The sequence below is a fragment of the Pseudomonas sp. Emmai genome (assembly GCF_055179735.1).
This window is the reverse complement of sequence record NZ_CM143685.1, coordinates 1,246,670-1,268,711: the sequence shown is the minus strand read 5'-3', so window position 1 is coordinate 1,268,711 and position 22,042 is coordinate 1,246,670. Positions and strand designations below refer to the sequence as shown.

The window sequence follows — 22,042 nt, the reverse complement described above, 5'->3', positions numbered from 1 at the left end:
TCTTATTGTTCTGTCAGGAGGCGCACGCGCACGCCCTGTTCGAGCTGCGTCAATTGCGCGACATCACTGATGCCGAAACCGATTTGCGTGACCGCCATCGCGGCAATCGCCGTGGCGGTGCGCAGGGTCTGTTCTGGCGTGTCGGCACTGAGCAAACCGTGGAGCATCCCCGCCAACAATGAATCGCCGGCGCCCACGGTGCTGACCACACTGACCCTTGGCGGCGTGGCATGCATCGCCGCGCCCACGCTGAACCAGTTCACGCCGTCAGCGCCGTGGGAAATCACCACGTGCTCGATGCCTTGCGCATGCAAGCGGCTAGCGGCTTCGGCCTGGGCCGTCACTGAAACCACGTCGCAACCCAGCGCATCGGCGAGTTCTTCAGTGTTGGGTTTGATCAGCCACGGGCCGGCCGCTAGCCCTGCGCGCAAGGCTTCGCCGCTGGTGTCCAGGGCTACGTTCAATCCGAGGTTTTTCAGACGCTCGATCAGCGCTTGCAACCACTGCGGGCTGACGCCGCGCGGCAGGCTACCGGCGACCACGACGGCGTCGTGCCCCGGCGCGATCTGATCCAGTCGATCGAGCAACGCTTGCTGCGCCGCTTCACTGACCTGTGGTCCCGGACCGTTGATATCGGTGATACGCCCGCTGCTTTCCGCCAGTTTGATGTTGCTGCGGGTTTCGCCCGGCACACGAATGAACGCGTCGACAAAACCGCGCTTGGCGAACAGGGTTTCGAAGGCTTGCAGATTGTCTTCGCCGAGAAAGCCGCTGACCGTCAGTTGATGCCCGAGGTCCGCCAGCACTTGCGCCACGTTCACGCCTTTGCCGGCGGCGTGGGTGTGCATTTCATCGCTGCGGTTGACCTGACCGGGTGTCAGCACCGGCAACTGGACCGTGAGGTCCAGCGCCGGGTTGAGGGTCAGGGTTAGGATCTTGGCCATTACAGGGCCTCCACTAGTGCGCGCACTTCATTGGCGCTGCCCACGGCTAAAGCCTGTTGGGCGAGGGTTTGGGTCTGGGCCAGGCTAAGTTCGCGGATGCGCGCCTTAACCTCGGCGATGCTGCGGCCCGACACGCTGAGTTCATCCACACCGAGGCCGACCAACACCGGCACCGCCAACGGATCCGCCGCCAACTCGCCGCACACGCCGACCCATTTGCCATGGGCATGGGCCGCACGCACGGTGATGTCGATCAGTTGCAGCACCGCCGGGTGCAAGCCGTCAGCCTGGGCCGACAAGGTCGGGTGACCGCGGTCGATGGCCAGGGTGTATTGGGTCAGGTCGTTGGTGCCGACGCTGAAGAAATCGACTTCCTTGGCCAGCACCGGTGCGAGCAACGCCGCCGACGGCACTTCAATCATGATCCCCAGTTGCAAATCCGCCACCGGAATTTCCAGACGCAGACGTTCGGTCATGTCCCGGGCCTGACGCCATTCATCAACGCTGCCGACCATGGGAAACATAATGCGCAATGGGCGGTTGTCCGCCGCACGGAGCAAGGCGCGCAATTGCGCTTCCATGATCTGCGGACGTTGCAAGGTCAGACGAATACCACGCACGCCGAGGAACGGGTTTTCTTCCTTGGCGATCGGCCAATACGGCAGCGGTTTGTCGCCGCCGACATCGAGGGTGCGCACCACCAACGGCCGCCCGGCGAGGCCATCGAGGACACGACGGTATTCGACTTCCTGGGTGGCTTCGTCCGGGGCTTGCGAATGCGCCATGAAAATCAGTTCGGTGCGCAGCAGGCCAATGCCTTCGGCGCCCTGCTCCACCGCGCTGGTGACGCCCGCGCTTTCGCCGATATTGGCGAACACTTCCACGGCGTGGCCGTCGGTGGTCAGCGCCGGTTGATGGCGTTGTTCGGCAGCGGCTTTCAACCGCAGATCGCGGGTGTCGCGTTCTTCGGTGGCGCGCTGCAAGGTCGCGGCATCGGCGTCCACATGCAGGCGACCGCGTTGCCCATCGATCAGCAATGGCGTGCCCGGTGCCAGCAGCAACACGGCCGCGCCAGCACCGACCAGCGCCGGAATCCCCAATGCGCGGGCAACGATGGCGCTGTGGGCGGTGGCGCCGCCACGGGCGGTGAGAATACCGGCGACCCGCGCCGGGTCGAGACGGGCCACGTCGGACGGACCGACCTCGTCCATCACCAGAATGTACGGTTGCTCCGGTTCGCTCGGGGTTTCGACACCACACAACTGCGAGAGCACCCGGCGGCCGATGTCGCGCAAGTCGGCGGCGCGTTCGGCGAGCAGCGCGTCCTGCAAGGATTCCTGCTGTTTGGCCGCCGCTTCGATCACCGCCATCCACGCCGCTTCGGCGCTTTCGCCCTGCTTGAGGCGGGTGTCGACTTCATCGGTCAATTCCGGGTCGTCGAGCATTTCCTGGTGGGTGATGAAAATCTCGCGAATCGCCTTGGACTTGCTGCGCTCGATCAACCCTTCGATGTCGCGACGGACATCGGTCAGCGCTTGTTTCAGGCGCTCGCGCTCAACGACGGCGGACTCACCGCGCAGCGGATAATCGATGGCTTGCAGCACTTGAATATGCGCCGGGCCGATGGCGATGCCGGGCGCGGCGGCGATGGCCTGGATCAGGCTGCCCGAAGCTGGGGCGAGGAGTACTTCGGCGACGTCGGCAAACACTTCCCGCTGCTGACTCACGGCGGGCAACGGCTCAACTTCTTCACCGAGGCCTTCTTCAATAGCCGCAAGCAAGGCCGGCAAGGCGTCGGCGGCGATGCTCGGTTCGGCGATGAATTCCAGCACCTGACCGCGACGGGCGCCGAGGCTCAGCAGCTTGCTCAGGCTCTTGACCGACACCGCGCTGTCCTGGCCATCGACGATGCGCACGCGGATCTCGCCTTCAAAGCTTTTCGCCAATTGCGCGAGGATCTTCGCCGGGCGCGCATGCAAACCGTGGGCGTTGGCCAGGGCAATGCGCGCGCTTGGCCAGTCGGCGGGCACTTCACCGCCCAGCACTTCGAGGACTTTGCGGCTGCTGGTGGCGCGGCCCAATTCGTGGCCGCGGCCTTCGATCAGCAAGGCGCAGAGGCGTTCGAGCAAAGCTTGATGCGCTTCGCCGAGGCTGGCCAGGCAGAACAGACCGCTCAATGGCTGGCCGAGGTAACGCATCGGTTTGTCCGGCGTGACGAAGGCCAGGCCCGGACGCTTCACGGTTTGTTCGCTGTGCAGCCACCACAGGCCATCGCCCAGGGGCAGCGCTTCGACCTGTTGCAGCACGGCGGAGAAACCGTTGCTCACGCAATCGGCCTGACGCAGCAAACGTGCGCCACGCCAGACCAATTCTTCGAAATCATCAGCGGAGACACCGAGGCCAATCATCTGTGCATCCAGCGCCAGTTCTTGCGGCGCGCCTTGCAACAGCTTCAGCAGCGCTTCGGCGGAACTGGCGCGCCGCAGGGCCTGGCCCAGATCGGTCTCGCCGAGGGCGCGGGTCAGCAGTTGCAGCAAACGCAGGTGTTCATCGGATTTGGCGGCGATGCCGATCGCAAGGTAGACGATCTGGCCATCGCCCCAATCGACGCCTTCAGGAAATTGCATCAACCGCACGCCGGTGGAAAACACCTGGTCGCGGGTTTCCGGCGTACCGTGGGGGATGGCAATACCTTGGCCGAGAAAGGTCGAGCCCTGGGCTTCCCGCGCCTGCAAACCGGCGAGATAACCCTCTGCTACCAGACCATCGGCAACCAGATGCTGGGCCAGCAGGTGCAACGCGGCTGACTTATCCACAGCCGACTGGCCCATGGATATCTGCTCTATGGTGAGCTCGAGCATGCTTTCTCCTTTTTGGCGCCTTGAGACGCCAGGTATTGTTTTGAATGTTTCAGCTTAGGCCCTTGATGATGACTTTTGGCGGTTTCGCGGCAGAACCGGCCAAAGGACCCTATAACGCAGAAAATACGCTTGCTGAAACGATTAATCTAGAATGTTTGGCACGTTACTCGATAATGTCCCATCCTTGAAGTCCAACTTGTCGGATGCGTTGCGACAATAGTCGCCTGCCCGAATCGGGTAGGATTGGCGAAAATGTCGGGGCAAGCTCGAAAAAACAAGGAAATCCCGAGTTGAAACTCAGTGATATCGCACAGTTGGCCGGTGTGTCCGTTACCACCGCCAGTTATGTCATCAATGGCAAGGCCGCGCAGCAACGCATCAGCGCCGCGACTGTGGAGCGTGTTCGCGCCGTGGTCGAGCAACATGGCTTTACGCCCAACCCTCAGGCCGCCGGGCTGCGCAGTCGGCATACCCGCACCTTGGGCTTCATCCTGCCGGACCTGGAAAACCCCAGTTACGCACGGATCGCCAAGCTGCTGGAGCAAGGCGCCCGGGCGCGGGGTTATCAACTGCTGATCGCCAGTTCTGATGATGCGCCGGAAAGTGAACGGCAATTGCTCAAACTGTTCCGCGCCCGGCGTTGTGATGCCTTGATTGTCGCCAGTTGCCTGCCGACTGACGACGACAGCTATCGCCAGTTGCAGGCCAAGGGCATTCCGATCATCGCCATCGACCGGGTCATGGAACCCGAGCATTTCTGCTCGGTGATCAGTGACGACCGCGAAGCCAGCCTGCAACTGACCCGCAGCCTGCTCGAGCCGGTGCCCAAGCAGATCGCCCTGATCGGCGCCCGCCCTGAACTGAGCATCAGCCAGGAGCGTGCGGCCGGATTCAAAGAGGCGTTGGCCGGGTTCAAAGGCGAAATCCTGATCGAACACGGCGAGTCGTTCAGCCGCGAGTGTGGCAAGCAGTTGATGGAAGAACTCCTGCAGCGCCTGGGCCATTTGCCGGATGCCCTGGTGACGACGTCCTACGTACTGCTGCAAGGCGTGTTCGATGCCTTGCATGACTTCCCGTTGAAAACCCGCCCGCTGCGCCTCGGCACCTTCGGTGACACCCAATTGCTGGATTTCCTGCCGTTGCCGGTCAACGCCATGGCCCAGCAACATCAGTTGATCGCCGACAAAGCCCTGGAGCTGGCCCTGGCCGCCATCGAACAGTCGGATTACCAACCCGGCGTGCTGGCCATCGCGCGGACCTTCAAGCAGCGCATTCTGCAGGACTGAGCCGTGGAGCTGATCGACAGCCACACTCATCTGGACTTCCCGGACTTCGACGCCGACCGCACGGCGTTGCTGGCCGAAAGCCGTGCCCTGGGGGTGCGGCGGATGGTGGTGTTGGGGGTTTTTCAGGGCAATTGGCAGCGGGTCTGGGATCTGGTGCAGAGCGATCCCGATCTGCACGCGGCGTTCGGGCTGCATCCGGTGTATCTGGACGATCACCGCCCCGAGGATTTGACGGCGCTTGGCGACTGGCTGACGCGGTTGGCCGGCCATCGACAGCTGTGCGCGGTGGGCGAAATCGGCCTGGATTATTTCATCGAAACCCTCGATCGCGAACGGCAGCAGGCGCTGTTCGACGCGCAGTTGCAACTGGCGGTGGATTTCAATCTGCCGGCGCTGATCCACGTGCGCCGCAGCCATGCCGCCGTGATTGCCACGCTCAAACGCTTTCGCCTGAAGCGCGCGGGGATCATCCACGCCTTCGCTGGCAGTCAGGAAGAAGCGCGGGAATACATCAAGCTCGGTTTCAAACTCGGCCTGGGTGGCGCCGCGACCTGGCCGCAGGCCTTGCGTATGCACCGCGTATTGGCCCAACTGCCGCTGGATTCAGTGGTGCTGGAAACCGACTCCCCGGACATGGCGCCCGCCATGTTCCCCGGCCAGCGCAACAGCCCGGCGCACTTGCCGGCGATCTGTACGGCGCTGGCGCAGATCATGGCGATCAGCCCCGAACACCTGGCGGCCGCCAGTACGGCGAATGCCTGCGAGTTGTTCAACTGGTAGTCAGTCGACGTGGGCCTTGGCAGCCTCCAGCGTCAGCGTGATGTGTTGCCGATGCCGGGCAAACCGGACGACGCCGAAGTAGACGAGAATCGCCAACAGCGAAAAATTCAGCTGTTCCACGACGCTGAGCAACCCGACCCACTCCATCACCAGCGCCACCAACAACGCAGTGCAGACCATGATCAGCGTGCTCGCCCGCAACCAGGCCAGGGAATCGAGCGACTTGAAGCGCTTGATCTGCTTGGGGTCGCGCAGTTGCAGGGCCTTCTCGCAGTGAGAACAGGTAAACGTTTCGTCGATCGCGATGGCGTTGAGTTGCCAGGGTTCAAGCAACAGGGTGCGCTGGCAATGGGCGCAGCGGCCCAGGATTCCAAGCGTGGCGGCGGACATAACCGGGCTTCCTCAGGGCAGGTTAGAGACATGGATCTTCCTCTATTGAAGACCAAAAACCAGCACCCGCGGGAAATCAGGAAACACCGCACCGGGAAAGGTAATACGTCCTACAGACTGCTCACACAACACCAACCCCTGTAGGAGCAAAGCTTGCTCGCGAAGGCGGTGTGTCAGCCAACATCAACGTTGACTGTACGGCCGCTTTCGCGAGCAAGCTTTGCTCCGACAGGGGATTGGTGGTGTTGATCAGACCCGGAACGCGCTGATCAATTGTTTCAACTCCACCACCTGCGCCGACAACGCCCGGCTGGCATGCTCGGTCTGATGCGCACCTTCGGCCGTGCGCTCGCCGGCGCGGTTGATTTCGACGATGTTCTGGTCGATGTCGTGGGCCACGGCGGTTTGTTGTTCCACGGCGGCGGCGATCTGCTGGTTCTGGTCGACGATCATTCCCACAGCGCCGAGGATATTTTCCAGGGCCTGTTGGACCTTTTCCGATTGTCCCACCGTGCCGTTAGCCATTTGATGGCTGACGCCCATGGCCTTCACCGCCGCGCCGACCCCGCCGTGAAGCTTGGCGATCATCTGTTCGATTTCTTCGGTCGATTGCTGGGTGCGCTTGGCCAAGGTCCGGACCTCGTCCGCCACCACCGCGAAACCACGGCCCTGCTCCCCCGCCCGCGCCGCTTCAATGGCCGCGTTGAGCGCCAACAGGTTGGTCTGCTCGGCGATGCTTTTGATCACGTCCAGCACCCGACTGATGGACTGGCTGTCGATGGCCAGTTGATTGATCACCAGCACCGATTGATCGATCTCAGTGGCCAGCGCCGCAATGCTGCCCTGCTGGGACTCCACCAACCCGCGACCGCTGAGGGTTTCGTCGTTGACACTGTGGGCGCTGCTGACCGCCGCCGCGGCACTGCGCGCCACTTCCAGGGAGGTGGCCGACATCTGGTTCATGGCCGTGGCGACCTGTTCGATCTGGCTGCGCTGCCCGGCCACGGCCTGGTTGCTCTGGGCGGAAACGCTTTCCACTTGCCCGGCCTGGCGCTCGACTTCGCCGACGGTCTGGCCGACCCGCTCGATCAAGTCATGGATTTTCTTCACCGTGCCGTTGAACACCTCACCCAACTCGCCCAGTTCATCGCGGCTGTTGGCGCTGAAGGTGATGGTCATGTCGCCGGCCGCCACTCGGTCCATCATCGCGCCCAGGCGCTTGAGGGTGGTGCGGGTCGAGGCGTAGAAACCGCCGTAGAGGTAGAAGATCAAGACAAACACCACCGACAGCGCCACGGCCTGCATCACCATGTGCGTGCGGTTCTGCTCCAGGCGCTGTTGCAACTGAGTGCCGAGAAACTTCAGGGTCGCTTCATTGAGCTGGTAGGTGTGGTCCATCAGGCCGGTGACCTGATCGTAAAAACCCTGCCACGGTGCATCGAGGGTGTCGGCCATCACCACTTGTTCTTCGAACAGCTCGCTGGCCTTTTTCAGCGACGCCTTGCTGCTCTCGGCCTGGGCGGCCAGGGATTCGTTAGCGGCTTTGCTGGAGCCCAACGCGTCGTGCAGCTTCAGCCCGTATTCAGCCTGAAGCTTTTCGATCTGCGCCAGCAGCTCGTCGAAGCGCGTACTCGATGCCGAATTGAGAAAGCCCTGCCCCAGGGACAGCGAGCCCATGGCCCGGCCTTCGCCGAGAATCTGCGTGACCGGCGGGGTGACGTTGGTGATCAGTTCGCTGAGCTGGCGCATGTCGCTCTGGTTGTCGCGACTCAGGCCGGCCTGACTGGTGATGATCTGGCTGAAAATCTGCGCATTGCCCAGCAACTTGCCGATCAGCGCACTTTTGCTTTGCAGGGAGTTTTCCGCTTGCTGGACCTTGAACGCGGCAATCATTTCATCGCGTTTGCCCTCGAAGACCGTGACCTGTTCCGGGTCGGTGCTCATCGCCGTCAGCCCTTGCAAGCGGGCGAGCACGCTTTGCTCCAGGGCGCTGATCTTGGTCTCGACATCGCCGGCCTTGCCGGACTGACCGAGGGTGACGTTGATCTGCACCAGGTTGTTCAGGGTTTCCAGATCCCGGCGCAGGGTCAGGCTGCTGCCCAGCAGGTCGAGGCTTTGCAGTTCGACGCGGGTGCCCTGGAATTCGCGATAGGAATCGCGCACCAGGTAGAAGTTGGTCACCAGCATCGGCACCAGGAACAGCACGCTGATCAGGCTGAACTTCATGCCGAAACTCAGGCGGTTCATCAGCGCGACAGCGGGATAGAGCAAGCTCTTCACTGTGAAGTCTCCCTTGGATTTCTTATTTTTATTGGCAGGCGCACAGATACAGCAGATAGCCACTATTGGGCGCTATCTCTGTATAGCTCAAATCGGAGGGGGGTTTTGTAACTTAAGGTTAACGGCAGGATGGGCCTGATGAGGACTTTGTGACGAGGGAGCTTGCTCCCGCGCGGCTGCGAAGCAGTCGCAAAGCAATCGGGCAAGATTTTCCTGATCAATCACCTTGGCAGGTATTGGGGGTGCTTCGCACCCCAGCGGGAGCAAGCTCCCTCGCCACAATGATCTTTGGAGGCCTAAGGCAACACCGTCCACAACGCAAACCCGGCATACCAAAGCACCGCCGCACGCAGCAGCAGTTCCCAGATACGATCCAGACTGTTGATGCCATCTGGCCCAACCACCGGCGCCGGAATCTCACCCGCTACCAGTCCGACCTTTTCGATCAATTGCGCGGCCGTGATGTTCCAGTTCAGCAGTTCGTGCAGCATCACCCGACCGACCGCGACAAAGTTGCCGACCAGGGCAAAACTTGCCGCCAGCAGCCGCACCGGCACCCAATCGAAGGCGTGGCGCAGTTGTGCGGCGCGCTCGACCACCGCCGGGTTCTGCCCATGTTCTTCAGCCAGCGCCAGCAAGCGATAACTCAGCGCCGCCACCGGGCCCAGCAGGAAGTACCAGAAAATCACCGCAAAAAAGCTCTGGTAGGCCTGCCACAGCAGATGGGCCTGCACGCGCTCCAGAAGTTGCTCGCCACTGTCGGCGCAGATATTCAGATCGCGATTGGCCACATGCGCGGCGGCTTGCAGGTCTTCCCGGCGCCAGGCGTCGCGAAACGGCCCGAGTTCGCCCAGCAGATCGCCGCGACCCAAACTGTAAATCACCACCAACAGGTGCACCGGCAGGGCCAGCAAGCCATAGGCCACGGGTTCCAGCACCACCAGCAGCAAACCGAGCAGCGCCACCGGCAACAACACCAACAGCACCAACACCAGCCACGAACGGTCCTTCAGGCGCGGGCTGGCTTCCAGCTTGTGCAGCTCGCGCACCCAACCGCCATCACGTTGAACCCGATGGCGCAGGGCCGAGAACTTCTCGATCCAGACCGCCAGCAGCAACACCAGAAAACTCATTGTTGTTCCTCTTTAGCCAAAGCGGCGCGATAGCGTGCCCAGTCGAACGCCAGTCCCGGATCGGTCTTGCGCCCGGGGGCGATGTCGCTATGCCCGCAAATACGCTGTGCAGTGATGCCGGTAAAAGCGTTTTGCAGCTGTCGGGTCAGGGCCGTCAAGGCCTGGTATTGCGCATCGGTGAACGGCAGATCATCTGTGCCTTCAAGTTCGATGCCCACGGAAAAGTCGTTACAGACTTCTCGCCCTTCGAAATTCGAGATGCCGGCATGCCAGGCGCGCTCAAGACAGGAGACAAACTGAGTAACCGTGCCGTCACGCTCGATCAGAAAGTGCGCAGACACCCGCAGGTCAGCGATCCCTTCAAAGTAGGGATGCTCCGTGACATCCAGACGATTCTGGAAAAATTCCTGCACCTTGCCGGTGGCGAACTGCGCCGGCGGCAGGCTGATGTTGTGAATCACCAGCAGGGAGATTTCATCCGAGGGGCGCGCATTGAAGTTGGGCGAGGGGCAAATATTTACGCCCTGGCACCAACCGCTCGCGGGGTCCAACTGCATACAGGTTCCTTCAACGACGACCGTGTTGGCGCCCAGTATGCCGCGATAGACCCTCGGTACGCGATCACTTGGCGTGATTGAGGCGCCGCAAGTTGCCAATCACCGATTCCAGGGCCCGATCGAACAGCAGCGTATCGTCCAGCGCACGCACCGCGCCCCGGTGAAACTCCAGGGCCAGCCCGGTGCGGCTGCGCTCCAGCACCTTCATGCCGGTGCGGTTGACGAAGATGTATTTGCCGGTGGCATCGATGATCGCCGCCAGTTTGCAGCGCAGGGTGTTTTCTTCGTCTTCCTGAAATTCCACCCAACTGCCCACGCGCAATTGATCGACCTGGAGCAGCCCGACATCGTCCGCCGGTAAACGCACCGAAGCCGTTTCGACCGGACCTTCATCGGCATTGCGCAAGACGATTTCCTCGACCACTTCGACCATCACCGGCGTATCGCTCGAAGACGCCGGCTCCTGGGACGGCCGCTCGAACAGTTGCACGTGCAAGGCTTCCAGTTCAGCGAAGAATTCGCTGGTGGCAAACGGATCGAACGCCGAGCTGCTCAAACCATCGCGCAGCGACTTGAGCAACCCCGGCACCAGCGACAGCAGGCGCAGGCTGGCATCGGCTTCGTCGTGGCGCTGCACGCTCCAGATCAACTGCGCCATGGTCTGCACGTCGGCATGCCATTCGGCGGACTGATCGCCGTGCTTGAGGCAGGTCAGCAACAGTACCTTGCTCCAGGCCTCTTGCACGAACGCCACTACCCCTTGGGGCAGCAGCTTGCCCAACAGCGCGTCATTCAATGCTTGCTCGACCCGCTGACGCGCCAGTTCGGTCTTGGCCCGACCTTCCTCGGCATCGCGGGTGCGTTGCTCCAGCAACTCACTACGGCGGCGCTCGTCACTGGTAAACGCCAGAAAGTCCGCCAGCAACTCGGAGAAAATCGCCGGGTCATCGACAAAATCGTTCAACAACCGCTGCACCACTTGTTCGATGCGCAAGTACAGCGTGTCCCGCGCATGATCGTCGCACTCGCCCCAGCCCATGGCTGCGGCGGCGATTTCATTGAGCAGGCGCCGCGCCGGATGGCTGCTGCGGCTGAAGAAGCTCTTGTCGAGCACGGCGATTTTCAGCATCGGAATCTGCAAGCGCCCGATCAGCGCCTTGAGGGAATCCGGCAGGTTGCGGTCATCGAGGATGCATTCGAAGAGCATCGCGATCAGGTTGATCACGTCTTCATCGGCGACACCGACCACCCGCGACTTGCCGCTCTTGACGCTGACCCGGGTCAGCAGTTGTTCGAGCTGGTTGCGCAGGTCGAAGTCGTCCTGAGCCGCCAGGGTCGGGACGTATTGCTGCAAATGCGAGAGCAGGCGCAGCAGGTCGCGGGTGGAGATCGGCTGGGCCGGGGTGCTGGCTTCGAGGGTTGGCGCGACACTGCCGCGCACGTGAAACAACAGCTCCTGCAACGCGGCGAAGACTTCTTGCACGCTGTCATCAATGTGCGTGCTGCCGGATCTGGCAACCGTCTCGACGGGTTCGGCCTGCACACTGGCCGCCGCGCGATCAGCGGCACGTCTGGCCGGGGCTGGCTTGAGTTCGGGCAGCACGCCAGTGGCGATCAACAGTTGATTGGCTTCGCTGTAGAGCTGATCGGCGCCGCTGAGCACGTAGCGCTCGAATAGCTTGAGGATGATCAACTTGACCTTGATCTCCACGCCCAGGTTGCGCCCGGCCTGGAGGAAATACTCGCATAGCATCGCCGGGCCCAGCGGGTTGTGCTGTTCGAGCAATTCCTTGCCCAACAACACGCTGAGCCGGGTGGTCAGTTGATCGAGGGCAAAACCTTCGCGGCTCAGCACTTTGCTGACCATCGCCTCGACCGCCACGTTGCGCTCCAGGTCATCCTGGGGCAGCGTTGCGCTGGCATCGAACGCCATGGCCTGGGACAGGGTGGACTGCGTGACGTCGTATTGGGTGAGGCTGATGAATGCCTCGAAGAATTGCTCAAGAAACCCGCGCTCGATGCTTTTGCGCTTGAGGCGCAAGTCGCGCATGGCTTCGAAGAAGATGTTCTGTTCGACGTCATTGCGGGCCCGATCGGCCATTTCGAACAGGGTGTCGTCGGCGTTATCGAACAGCGCCTGCAAACCATGCCTGAGCTGTTGCGCAGCCTTGTCGCGAACCTGAAGCAGAATCACAGGCAGGCGGGCGAGCGGCGAGTGAGTCGCCTGGTCGGTAGCCGCCTTGTGCAAAGGCACTACATTCCCGTCGTTGTGCATCCAAGCCTCCTGAAACGGTGAGTCTTCGGTTCGGTAAGAAAGATCGACTGCGCCGGCCTCACAGCCGGCGCTCAACGGGGAACACTGCCCACCCGCTGTCATTCAATAATCGGGGACCCAACGAGACGTCAAAGCTATGACGTCAAATGCAAGGCGGATTATCGGCAAAACACGCCGCTTGTGCCAGCAGACTCTTTGCTTCACAACGAAATAGACGTACAGGACAGACCCCGGTTTTGCCGCCTATGCTCACGCGAATCGACCAAATGCAGGTTTCAGAGCGATCCGGGCACTCGGCATGCCTTGGGTTGGCCTGCGCCATGGCCCTATAATCGGGCCACTTTGTTTGTGGAGCCCGTTATGCCGAATCTACGCCTCGCCGATTTGACCGCCGAAATCGAAGCCAACGTGCGTCGCGCGCTGCTCGAAGACATCGGCAGCGGCGACATCACCGCGCAACTGATCCCGGCCGAACGCCTGGCCAAAGCCACCATCATCACCCGCGACGCGGCCGTCATTGCCGGCACCGCGTGGGTGGATGCCGTCTTTCGGCAATTGGACCCGCGGGTGGCGGTGCACTGGCAAGTGCGCGATGGCGAACGGGTGAAACCCAATCAGGCGCTGTTCCACCTCGAAGGCCCGGCGCGCTCGCTGCTGACGGGCGAGCGCTGCGCGCTGAACTTCCTGCAACTGCTGTCCGGCGTGGCGACTCGCGCGCAGTTTCTGGCGGATTTCGTCGCCGAAACTCAGGTGAAGCTGCTCGACACCCGCAAAACCCTGCCGGGGCTGCGCCTGGCGCAGAAGTACGCCGTGACCTGCGGCGGCTGCCATAACCACCGCATCGGCCTGTATGACGCGTTCCTGATCAAGGAAAACCATATCGCAGCCTGCGGCGGTGTCGCTGAAGCCATCAAGGCCGCGCACAAGATTGCCCCGGGCAAGCCCGTGGAAATCGAAGTGGAAAGCCTGGATGAGCTCAAAGAGGCCCTGGCGGCCGGTGCCGACATCATCATGCTCGACGAACTGAGCCTGGATGACATGCGTGAAGCAGTACGCCTGAACAACGGCCAGGCCAAACTGGAGGCCAGCGGCGGGATCAACGAAAGCACCTTGCTACCGATTGCCGAAACCGGTGTGGATTACATTTCGATTGGTGCGATGACCAAGGATGTGAAGGCTGTCGACCTGTCGATGCGGCTCAGCCTCTGAGCAGCTCCAAGCGGCAAGTTACAAGCTTCAAGCAGTTCTGCTTTTACTTGTAGCTCGCCGCTTGAAACTTGAAGCTGCCTTTAAACCACCAGATTATTCATCTCGCAGTACTCTTCCCATTCGACGCCCAACACTTCGGCCGCCTCCTTGTGCAGCACCAGGCGCGCCGCCTCGAATTCTTCCGGGCTCGAGGTGTACTTGAGCGTCAGTTCCCACGGCTGCAAGCCCTGGGATTCCGCTTCATCCTCGAACGCCCACTGGATCTGGTCTTTCTGATCGTCGGCGGGCAAGTCCTTGATCTCTTGGGCGAGCTGGGGCGATTCCAGCAAGTACTTCTTCAGCGCTTCTTCGTGTCTGGCTTCTTGGGTCAATTCTTTAACGGTCATGGGGTTCTCGCTGATCTTAGGAATGGAAGATGGATCTGGATCATCAAGGATCTCTCTGACGCAAAAAACCGCGTAAAGCCCGGTTTGTCTGGCCTTCAGAACCATTCGGGATCATCTGAAAACAGCTCGGTGGTGCTCATGCAAGTTCCGAATATAGGACCTTTGGCTGACGATTTATATGCATGTTTACATCAAATCTACAAAAAACCGGATGCCCTCCCCGGCCACGTCATTTTTGCGCCCCCTCAGGAACATGTTTCGAAAATCGAAGTCATAGCGATGTGCCATATAGGCACTTCACAAGGAACTCAGGTGATGCGCAATTTCCCAAAGCTTTCGTCTACCCTGTTTGCAACCGGCATGGCTGCCCTGCTGCTCGGCAACCTGGCACTGGCCAGTACGGCTCAAGCTATCGAGCTCAGCTCCGACAACCCATCGTTTAACGACACGCTCACTGCCACCCACACTTCCTATGGCAAGACCGTACTGGTCAAAACCAATCTGGAAATCAGCGAGGTGGAAAAGTTACAAGGCACAGTTAAAACCAATACGGCTGAAATCGACAAACTGAAGACCACCGTCAGCGAACAAGCGCGCCTCATCGAAGAACTCAGACGCAACACCGGCACCAGCACCGGCTCGAGCAGCAATGAAATATCCAACCTCAAGCGCACTGTCGAGGAACAGGATAAAGACCTGAAGAAACTCGCCAGTCAGATGGAGGAGTTCAAGCGCAACACCGGTTCAAGCTCCAGTTCCAGCTCAAGCGAGGTGTCCAACCTCAAGCGCACTGTCAGCGATCAGGACAACGACCTGAAGAAGCTCGCCAGCCAGGTGGAAGACCTCAAGCGCAGCGCCGGCTCGAGTTCCAGCTCAAGCTCCAGCGACCTGTCCAACCTGAAGCGGGAAGTCAGCGATCAGGACAATCAACTGGATCAGCTCAAACGCACGGTCGAAGACCTGAGCCGAAAAGTGAAATAACAGCGGCAATGGTGCCCGAGACAGGAATCGAACCTGCGACCTTCGCGTTACGAGTGCGCTGCTCTACCGGCTGAGCTACACGGGCGGTGAGCTAAACCTAGCACAGCTTTCGCGAGTCGCAACCGCAAGCTCCACCTCGGTTTATCGCAGACAAAAAAAGGCCCCGCAGTTTTCACTGCGGGGCCTTTTTTATAACGTTGAAGCGGTCAGGCGGGGGTGATTAAACGCCCGACGCCTTGGCTGCTGCTACGTCTTTGATGGACAGCTTGATACGGCCGCGGTTGTCCACGTCCAGTACCAGTACTTCCACTTCCTGGCCTTCTTTCAGGATGTCGGTCACTTTCTCAACGCGAGCGTCGCTCAACATGGAGATGTGAACCAGACCGTCCTTGCCCGGCAGGATGTTGACGAATGCGCCGAAGTCGACGATGCGCTCAACCTTACCGACGTAGATCTTGCCGATTTCAGCTTCTGCGGTGATGCCCAGAACGCGCTGACGTGCTGCTTCAGCCGCTTCCTTGGTTTCGCCGAAGATCTTGATCGAGCCGTCGTCTTCGATGTCGATCGAAGCCTTGGTCTCTTCACAGATCGCACGAATGGTCGCGCCGCCTTTACCGATGACATCACGGATTTTGTCGGTGTCGATTTTCATCGCGATCATGGTCGGAGCATTTTCCGACAGCTCGGTGCGGGACTGACCAATGATCTGGTTCATCTGACCGAGGATGTTCAGGCGCGCTTCCAGGGCTTGGCCCAGAGCGATTTCCATGATCTCTTCGGTGATGCCTTTGATCTTGATGTCCATCTGCAGCGCGGTAACACCTTTGGCAGTACCCGCTACTTTGAAGTCCATGTCGCCGAGGTGGTCTTCGTCACCCAGGATGTCGGTCAGGATGGCGAACTTCTCGCCTTCTTTAACCAGACCCATGGCGATACCGGCAACCGGTGCCTTCATCGGAACACCAGCGTCCATCAGGGCCAGGGAAGCGCCGCAGACCGAAGCCATGGAGCTCGAACCGTTGGACTCGGTGATTTCCGACACAACACGAATGGTGTATGGGAACACGTCGGCAGCAGGCAGCATGGCTGCAATCGAACGACGGGCCAGACGGCCGTGACCGATTTCGCGACGACCAGCGCCACCCATGCGGCCACACTCACCTACCGAGAACGGAGGGAAGTTGTAGTGCAGCATGAACGGGTCTTTTTTCTCGCCTTCCAGGGTGTCCAGCAGTTGCGCGTCACGGGCGGTGCCCAGTGTTGCAACGACCAGAGCCTGGGTTTCGCCACGGGTGAACAGCGCCGAACCGTGGGTCTTGGGCAGAACACCGACTTCGATGTTCAGAGGACGTACGGTCTTGGTGTCGCGGCCGTCGATACGTGGCTTGCCGTTGACGATGTTTTCGCGAACGGTGCGGTATTCGATTTCGCCAAACGCTGCTTTCACTTCGCTGGAAGAAGGCTGGCCTTCTTCACCGGACAGCTTGGCAACGACCTGGTCTTTCAGCTCACCCAGGCGAGCGTAACGGTCGGCCTTGATGGTGATGGTGTAAGCCTGGGAGATCGCGTCGCCGAACTCGGCACGGATCGCGCCCAGCAGAGCGGTGGCTTCAGGCTGTGGAGTCCAGGTCCAGGTTGGCTTGGCAGCTTCAGCGGCCAGTTCTTTAACGGCGTTGATCACAACCTGGAACTCGTCGTGAGCAAACAGTACCGCGCCCAGCATCTGGTCTTCGGTCAGCTCTTTGGCTTCCGATTCAACCATCAACACGGCTTCCGACGTACCGGCAACGACCATGTCCAGGCTCGAAGCTTTCTGTTGTTCGTAAGTCGGGTTCAGCAGGTAGCCAGTGCTTTCGTGGAACGCAACGCGTGCACAGCCGATCGGGCCATCGAAAGGAATGCCGGAGATCGCCAGGGCAGCCGAGGTACCGATCATCGCAGCGATGTCCGGATCGGTCTTCTTGCTGGTGGAAACGACGGTGCAGACAACCTGCACTTCGTTCATGAAGCCTTCTGGGAACAGCGGACGGATCGGACGGTCGATCAGTCGGGAAGTCAGGGTTTCTTTCTCGGAAGGACGGCCTTCGCGCTTGAAGAAACCGCCAGGGATCTTACCGGCAGCGTAAGTCTTTTCCTGGTAGTGAACGGACAGAGGGAAGAAGCCCTTGCCTGGATCGGCTTGCTTGGCACCAACGACAGTCACCAACACGCTGACGTCGTCGTCAACGGTGACCAATACTGCGCCGGAGGCCTGACGGGCGATACGGCCAGTCTCGAGGGTAACGGTCGACTGACCGAACTGGAATTTTTTGATTACCGGGTTCACGGTGTCCTACCTTCTTTGTGGCTCTTGGGGAACTTGTCTTCTTGCGAAATTCTTGGGCAATGTCGGGAATCGGCCCAACGCCTGTCCAGGGTAAAACGTGTATCCAGATAAAACTTGAGGCTGGGAGCCTGCCATGCACCCGCGGGAAACCCACTGGCACACGGCAGACAACCAACCTCTAGCGCAATCGCTTATTAGCGACGCAGACCCAGGCGACCGATCAGAGCCTGATAACGACCCAGATCCTTGCCTTTCAGGTAGTCCAGCAGCTTACGACGCTGGTTTACCATGCGGATCAGACCACGACGGGAGTGGTGATCTTTACCGTTGGCCTTGAAGTGACCTTGCAGCTTGTTGATGTTGTGGGTCAGCAGTGCAACTTGCACTTCTGGCGAACCAGTGTCACCAACAGCTTGCTGGTAGTCAGCTACGATTTGAGCTTTTTCTTGAACGTCGAGAGCCATGAGGCAATCCTTTTATCAGGAAACTGTTTCAGAGAAACAGCTTCAACAGGCCAGGGACAAATCCCTGTATCTAAAAATGAGTAGTGACCGTGCCTGCTAACAGCCACCCTCGTCCCAGTTTGTGCAAAAGCTACTGCGCTTTTACACCAAACTGGTTCCGGTCATTCTGACCGAATCAGTCGACGCGGCGCGATGCGCCCGTCTTCGCTCACTTCACCGATACCGATGAAGCGACCGTTGTGATCCTGTACCCGTACCATGCCGAATTTCGGTGCATCCGGGGCTCGTACCGGTTGGCCGTTGAGCCAGTAGAACGAGCTGTGCTCCGAGAACTGCAACAGCGGCCAATCCAGCAAGCCGCTGTCCGATGGCATCAGGAAACGGTCGACCGCTTCGTTGCCGCCTTCGGCATGTACCGCTTCCAACTCTTCAAGCGTGACCGTCTGCGCCAGCGTGAAAGGCCCGGCCTGGGTACGTCGCAATTCAGCAACGTAAGCGCCACAACCGAGTTGCTCACCGATATCCTCCACCAGGGTGCGGATATAGGTGCCTTTGCTGCAATCCACTGCAAGGCGCGCAGTATCACCCTCAAAGGCCAGCAATTCCAAGCGCGCAATAGTAACAGAACGCGGTTCGCGCTCCACTACTTCGCCTGCACGGGCCAGCTTGTACAGCGGCTGGCCATCACGCTTGAGCGCCGAGTACATCGGCGGTATCTGACTGATTTGCCCGCGAAAACCGGGTAAAACAGCTTCGACATCGGCGCGACCAACGGTCACCGGGCGCTCCTGCAAAACCTCACCCTCGGCATCCGCCGTGGTGGTGGTCTTGCCCAGTTGCGCCAGGGTTTCATAAGCCTTGTCGGAATCGAGCAGATACTGCGAGAACTTGGTGGCTTCACCGAAGCACAACGGCAACACGCCGGTGGCCAGCGGATCGAGACTGCCGGTGTGCCCGGCTTTCTCGGCGTTCAGCAACCAGCGAACCTTCTGCAACGCCGCGTTGGAGGTAAACCCCAGCGGCTTGTCGAGCAGGATGATGCCGCTGACGTTACGACGGATACGTTTGACCTGAGCCACCGATTACTCCTTGGTGTCTTCGGCTTCAGCCGCAACCGGGTGCTGATTGTCTTCAGCCACCGCACGTTCGATCAGGGCCGACAGGTGCGCGCCACGCACGACGCTTTCGTCGTAGTGGAAGTGCAACTGCGGAACGCTGCGCAACTTCATTTCGCGAGCCAACTGCATGCGCAGGAAGCCGGCGGCGGAGTTGAGCACTTTGATGCTTTGTGCGATGTCTTCGGCGTTGTCCTGGCCCATCACGGTGATGAAGATCTTGGCGTGACCGACGTCACGGCTGACTTCAACAGCGGTAATGGTGACCAGGCCGACGCGCGGGTCTTTGACTTCACGACGGATCAGCTGTGCCAGCTCACGCTGCATCTGATCGCCGATACGTTGGGTACGGCTGTATTCTTTTGCCATGTCTTGTTACCTGTTACTGCCACACGGTGAAACCCGTGGGGTCTGAAAGCGGCAAACGCCCGGCCTGACAAAAGCCAGACCGGGCGTTGCGTTTAGAGTCCTGACGCCGTGCCGCGCACTTGCATGCGGCGGCTCGCCGTGGCCCTTGAAGTGCGCGAGTTAGAGGCTGCGAGCAACCTGAACCTTCTCGTAAACTTCGATCTTGTCGCCAGCTTTGACGTCGTTGTAGCTCTTGACGCCAATACCGCATTCCATGCCGGCACGTACTTCGGAAGCGTCATCCTTGAAGCGGCGCAGGGATTCCAGCTCGCCTTCGAAGATAACGATGTCTTCACGCAGTACACGGATTGGACGGTTACGGTGAACAACACCTTCGATAACCATGCAACCGGCGATCGCGCCAAACTTCGGCGAACGGAACACGTCACGCACTTCAGCGGTACCCAGGATGTTCTCGCGAACATCGCTGCCCAGCATACCGGTGAGGGCTTTCTTGACGTCTTCGATGATGTCGTAGATCACGTTGTAGTAACGCATATCCAGGCCTTCCTGCTCGACGATCTTGCGAGCGCCAGCATCGGCACGCACGTTGAAGCCGAACAGTACAGCGTTGGAGGCCAGTGCCAGGTTAGCGTCGGACTCGGTGATACCACCGACGCCGCCACCCACAACACGCACTTGCACTTCGTCGTTACCCAGGCCGTTCAAGGCACCGTTCAACGCTTCCAGCGAACCACGAACGTCAGATTTGAGGACGATGTTAAGCGTCTTCTTCTCTGCCTGGCCCATGTTTTCGAAGATGTTTTCCAGCTTGCCAGCGTGAGCACGAGCCAGTTTGACTTCGCGGAACTTGCCTTGACGGAACAGAGCCACTTCACGGGCTTTCTTCTCGTCCGACAGCACGCTCATCTCGTCGCCAGCGTCCGGGGTACCGTCCAGGCCGAGGATCTCGACAGGGATGGAAGGACCGGCTTCTTTGATTGGCTTGCCGTTCTCGTCGAGCATGGCACGTACACGGCCGTAGTTCGAACCGACCAGGACCATGTCGCCTTGGCGCAGGGTACCGTCTTGAACCAGCACGGTAGCCACCGGGCCACGGCCCTTGTCGAGACGCGATTCAACCACAACACCACGGCCAGGAGCCGAAGGTGTTGCCTTCAGTTCCAGAACTTCGGCTTGCAGCAGAACAGCTTCGAGCAACTCGTCCACGCCAGTACCGACTTTCGCCGAAACCGATACGAACGGGGTGTCGCCGCCCCACTCTTCCGAAGTCACGCCGTGAACCGACAGTTCGCTACGGATGCGATCGAGATCGGCGCCCGGCTTGTCGATTTTGTTCACAGCCACTACCAGAGGAACACCGGCAGCCTTGGCGTGCTGGACCGCTTCAATGGTCTGCGGCATTACGCCGTCGTCCGCTGCAACGACCAGGATCACGATGTCAGTCGCCTTGGCACCACGAGCACGCATTGCGGTAAACGCAGCGTGACCCGGGGTATCGAGGAAAGTGACCATGCCGCGATCAGTTTCAACGTGGTACGCACCGATGTGCTGGGTGATACCGCCGGCTTCGCCAGCAGCTACCTTGGCACGACGGATGTAGTCGAGCAGCGAGGTCTTACCGTGGTCGACGTGGCCCATTACGGTCACAACCGGTGCACGGGAGAACGTCTCACCTTCAAACTTCAGGGACTCGGCCAGGGAATCTTCCAGGGCGGTGTCGCTGACCAGGGTCACTTTGTGGCCCAGCTCTTCGGCAACCAGTTGGGCAGTTTCCTGATCCAGTACCTGGTTGATCGTCGCTGGAGTACCCAGTTTGAACATGAACTTGATGATTTCAGCAGCCTTGACCGACATCTGATTCGCGAGATCGCCAACAGTGATGGTCTCGCCGATTTGCACATCACGCACGACAGGGCCGGTTGGGCTCTGGAAACCGTGGGCGTTGCGTTTCTTCAGCTTGGCCTTACCGCGACCACCACGACGGAAGCCATCGCTTTCTTCGTCGGTAGTACGTGGCGCAACACGTGGAGCAGGCGCTTTCTCTTTGACCGAAGCACGATGCGGAGCGTTTTTGCGCTCGCCATCGCCACCGCCGCTACGACGATTGTTATCGTCGGCACGTGGTTTGTCCGGACGACGCTGATCGTTCGGCTTGCGATCGGCCGAAGGAGCCGGTGCAGCCGCCACAACCGGTGCGCTTTCGCGAACTGGCTCGGCAACCGCAGCAGGCGCTCCGACAGCATCGTTAGTAGCGTTTTGCGCGGTAGCAGGCTGGCGGCGTGCTTCTTCTTCGGCGCGACGCTTGGCTTCTTCTTCAGCCTTCTGACGGGCAGCATTTTCTACTGCGCGACGTTCATCCAGTTCGCGTTTGCGCTCGGCTTCGATTTCTTCCGGGCTGCGCTGTACGAAAACTTTCTTTTTACGGACTTCAACGCTGATGCTTTTGCTGCCAGCAACACGCAGGGTGCTGGTGGTTTTACGCTGCAGCGTGATCTTGCGTGGTTCTTCCACTTTCGCCTTGTGGCTGCTTTTCAAGTGAGTCAGCAAAGATTGCTTCTCACTGTCAGTCACATGTTCTTCGGCGGCGGTGTGCGGCAGACCTGCCTCACGCATCTGCTGCAACAGGCGCTCTACCGGTGTTTTGACCTCATCGGCCAGTTGTTTCACCGTGACTTGCGTCATG

General features: G+C 60.1%; 17 protein-coding genes and 1 tRNA gene. 4 read left to right on the top strand and 14 right to left on the bottom strand.

Annotated elements, in window-relative coordinates:
• Positions 1-2 precede the first annotated feature (2 nt).
• Together pfkB and ptsP are read right to left on the bottom strand one after the other, a co-directional pair.
• Entirely contained in the window at positions 3-944 is a 942-nt protein-coding gene (pfkB, locus tag ACY4LX_RS05555) for a 1-phosphofructokinase (RefSeq protein ID WP_463259385.1), read from the bottom strand.
• Complete coding sequence (gene ptsP, locus ACY4LX_RS05550) at positions 944-3,805, bottom strand: phosphoenolpyruvate--protein phosphotransferase (protein ID WP_149657629.1); 2,862 nt, start codon at positions 3,803-3,805, stop codon at positions 944-946. The genes pfkB and ptsP overlap by 1 nt, the downstream gene beginning before the upstream one ends.
• 290 nt (positions 3,806-4,095) lie before the next feature.
• On the opposite strand from ptsP, the gene cra reads away from it, so the two are divergent.
• Positions 4,096-5,091, top strand: a complete 996-nt coding sequence (gene cra / locus ACY4LX_RS05545) for a catabolite repressor/activator (protein WP_149657630.1) — start codon at positions 4,096-4,098, stop codon at positions 5,089-5,091.
• Positions 5,092-5,094: 3 nt separating this feature from the next.
• Positions 5,095-5,871 carry a TatD family hydrolase gene (locus ACY4LX_RS05540; protein WP_463259384.1) on the top strand — a complete coding sequence of 259 codons (777 nt, stop codon included), beginning with the start codon at positions 5,095-5,097 and terminating at the stop codon, positions 5,869-5,871.
• Here the strand turns inward: ACY4LX_RS05540 and ACY4LX_RS05535 are convergent, their stop codons facing one another.
• From ACY4LX_RS05535 to ACY4LX_RS05515, 5 genes are all read right to left on the bottom strand, one after another.
• Positions 5,872-6,261, bottom strand: a complete 390-nt coding sequence (locus tag ACY4LX_RS05535; RefSeq protein ID WP_463259383.1) for a hypothetical protein — start codon at positions 6,259-6,261, stop codon at positions 5,872-5,874.
• Between the two features lie 249 nt (positions 6,262-6,510).
• Complete coding sequence (locus ACY4LX_RS05530; RefSeq protein ID WP_463259382.1) at positions 6,511-8,541, bottom strand: methyl-accepting chemotaxis protein; 2,031 nt, start codon at positions 8,539-8,541, stop codon at positions 6,511-6,513.
• Positions 8,542-8,837: 296 nt separating this feature from the next.
• Positions 8,838-9,674, bottom strand: coding sequence for a regulatory signaling modulator protein AmpE (ampE, locus tag ACY4LX_RS05525; protein ID WP_149657634.1), 837 nt, complete (start codon positions 9,672-9,674; stop codon positions 8,838-8,840).
• Positions 9,671-10,231, bottom strand: coding sequence for a 1,6-anhydro-N-acetylmuramyl-L-alanine amidase AmpD (gene ampD / locus ACY4LX_RS05520; RefSeq protein WP_463259381.1), 561 nt, complete (start codon positions 10,229-10,231; stop codon positions 9,671-9,673). Before ampD ends, ampE begins: the two co-directional genes overlap by 4 nt.
• A 64-nt stretch (positions 10,232-10,295) precedes the next feature.
• Positions 10,296-12,506: a DUF1631 domain-containing protein gene (locus ACY4LX_RS05515; protein ID WP_463259380.1), complete on the bottom strand. Its 2,211-nt coding sequence runs from the start codon at positions 12,504-12,506 to the stop codon at positions 10,296-10,298.
• A gap of 360 nt (positions 12,507-12,866) precedes the next feature.
• On the opposite strand from ACY4LX_RS05515, the gene nadC reads away from it, so the two are divergent.
• On the top strand, positions 12,867-13,715 hold the full coding sequence (gene nadC / locus ACY4LX_RS05510; RefSeq protein WP_149657637.1) for a carboxylating nicotinate-nucleotide diphosphorylase: 849 nt from the start codon (positions 12,867-12,869) through the stop codon (positions 13,713-13,715).
• An 80-nt stretch (positions 13,716-13,795) separates the two neighbouring features.
• Here the strand turns inward: nadC and ACY4LX_RS05505 are convergent, their stop codons facing one another.
• Positions 13,796-14,101, bottom strand: a complete 306-nt coding sequence (locus ACY4LX_RS05505; RefSeq protein ID WP_463259379.1) for a DUF6388 family protein — start codon at positions 14,099-14,101, stop codon at positions 13,796-13,798.
• 138 nt (positions 14,102-14,239) lie between these two features.
• On the opposite strand from ACY4LX_RS05505, the gene ACY4LX_RS05500 reads away from it, so the two are divergent.
• Positions 14,240-15,082, top strand: coding sequence for a hypothetical protein (locus ACY4LX_RS05500; RefSeq protein WP_463259378.1), 843 nt, complete (start codon positions 14,240-14,242; stop codon positions 15,080-15,082).
• A 9-nt stretch (positions 15,083-15,091) separates the two neighbouring features.
• Here ACY4LX_RS05500 and ACY4LX_RS05495 read toward each other — a convergent pair.
• The 6 genes from ACY4LX_RS05495 to infB all read right to left on the bottom strand — a co-directional run bounded on the left by ACY4LX_RS05495 (position 15,092) and on the right by infB (position 22,041).
• Positions 15,092-15,167 (bottom strand) — tRNA-Thr (locus ACY4LX_RS05495).
• 135 nt (positions 15,168-15,302) lie between these two features.
• The gene (pnp, locus tag ACY4LX_RS05490; protein ID WP_046045794.1) at positions 15,303-17,408 is read right to left on the bottom strand and encodes a polyribonucleotide nucleotidyltransferase; all 2,106 of its coding nucleotides are present in this window, start codon (positions 17,406-17,408) and stop codon (positions 15,303-15,305) included.
• 194 nt (positions 17,409-17,602) lie between these two features.
• Complete coding sequence (gene rpsO, locus ACY4LX_RS05485) at positions 17,603-17,872, bottom strand: 30S ribosomal protein S15 (protein ID WP_003176135.1); 270 nt, start codon at positions 17,870-17,872, stop codon at positions 17,603-17,605.
• A gap of 161 nt (positions 17,873-18,033) precedes the next feature.
• On the bottom strand, positions 18,034-18,951 hold the full coding sequence (gene truB / locus ACY4LX_RS05480; RefSeq protein WP_123405159.1) for a tRNA pseudouridine(55) synthase TruB: 918 nt from the start codon (positions 18,949-18,951) through the stop codon (positions 18,034-18,036).
• Between the two features lie 3 nt (positions 18,952-18,954).
• A complete protein-coding gene (gene rbfA, locus ACY4LX_RS05475) occupies positions 18,955-19,356 on the bottom strand; it encodes a 30S ribosome-binding factor RbfA (protein WP_008149016.1) in 402 nt (133 codons plus the stop codon).
• A 159-nt stretch (positions 19,357-19,515) separates the two neighbouring features.
• Positions 19,516-22,041, bottom strand: a complete 2,526-nt coding sequence (infB, locus tag ACY4LX_RS05470) for a translation initiation factor IF-2 (protein WP_463259377.1) — start codon at positions 22,039-22,041, stop codon at positions 19,516-19,518.
• Between the last annotated feature and the right edge of the window lies 1 nt (position 22,042).

Coding starts and splice junctions, on each gene's coding strand:
- ACY4LX_RS05515 (WP_463259380.1), bottom strand. CDS start 12,506: ATGCACAACGACGGGAATGTAGTGCCTTTGCACAAGGCGGCTACCGAC.
- ampE (WP_149657634.1), bottom strand. CDS start 9,674: ATGAGTTTTCTGGTGTTGCTGCTGGCGGTCTGGATCGAGAAGTTCTCG.
- ampD (WP_463259381.1), bottom strand. CDS start 10,231: ATGCAGTTGGACCCCGCGAGCGGTTGGTGCCAGGGCGTAAATATTTGC.
- nadC (WP_149657637.1), top strand. CDS start 12,867: ATGCCGAATCTACGCCTCGCCGATTTGACCGCCGAAATCGAAGCCAAC.
- rpsO (WP_003176135.1), bottom strand. CDS start 17,872: ATGGCTCTCGACGTTCAAGAAAAAGCTCAAATCGTAGCTGACTACCAG.
- infB (WP_463259377.1), bottom strand. CDS start 22,041: ATGACGCAAGTCACGGTGAAACAACTGGCCGATGAGGTCAAAACACCG.
- ACY4LX_RS05505 (WP_463259379.1), bottom strand. CDS start 14,101: ATGACCGTTAAAGAATTGACCCAAGAAGCCAGACACGAAGAAGCGCTG.
- rbfA (WP_008149016.1), bottom strand. CDS start 19,356: ATGGCAAAAGAATACAGCCGTACCCAACGTATCGGCGATCAGATGCAG.
- ACY4LX_RS05500 (WP_463259378.1), top strand. CDS start 14,240: ATGCAAGTTCCGAATATAGGACCTTTGGCTGACGATTTATATGCATGT.
- ptsP (WP_149657629.1), bottom strand. CDS start 3,805: ATGCTCGAGCTCACCATAGAGCAGATATCCATGGGCCAGTCGGCTGTG.
- ACY4LX_RS05535 (WP_463259383.1), bottom strand. CDS start 6,261: ATGTCCGCCGCCACGCTTGGAATCCTGGGCCGCTGCGCCCATTGCCAG.
- pfkB (WP_463259385.1), bottom strand. CDS start 944: ATGGCCAAGATCCTAACCCTGACCCTCAACCCGGCGCTGGACCTCACG.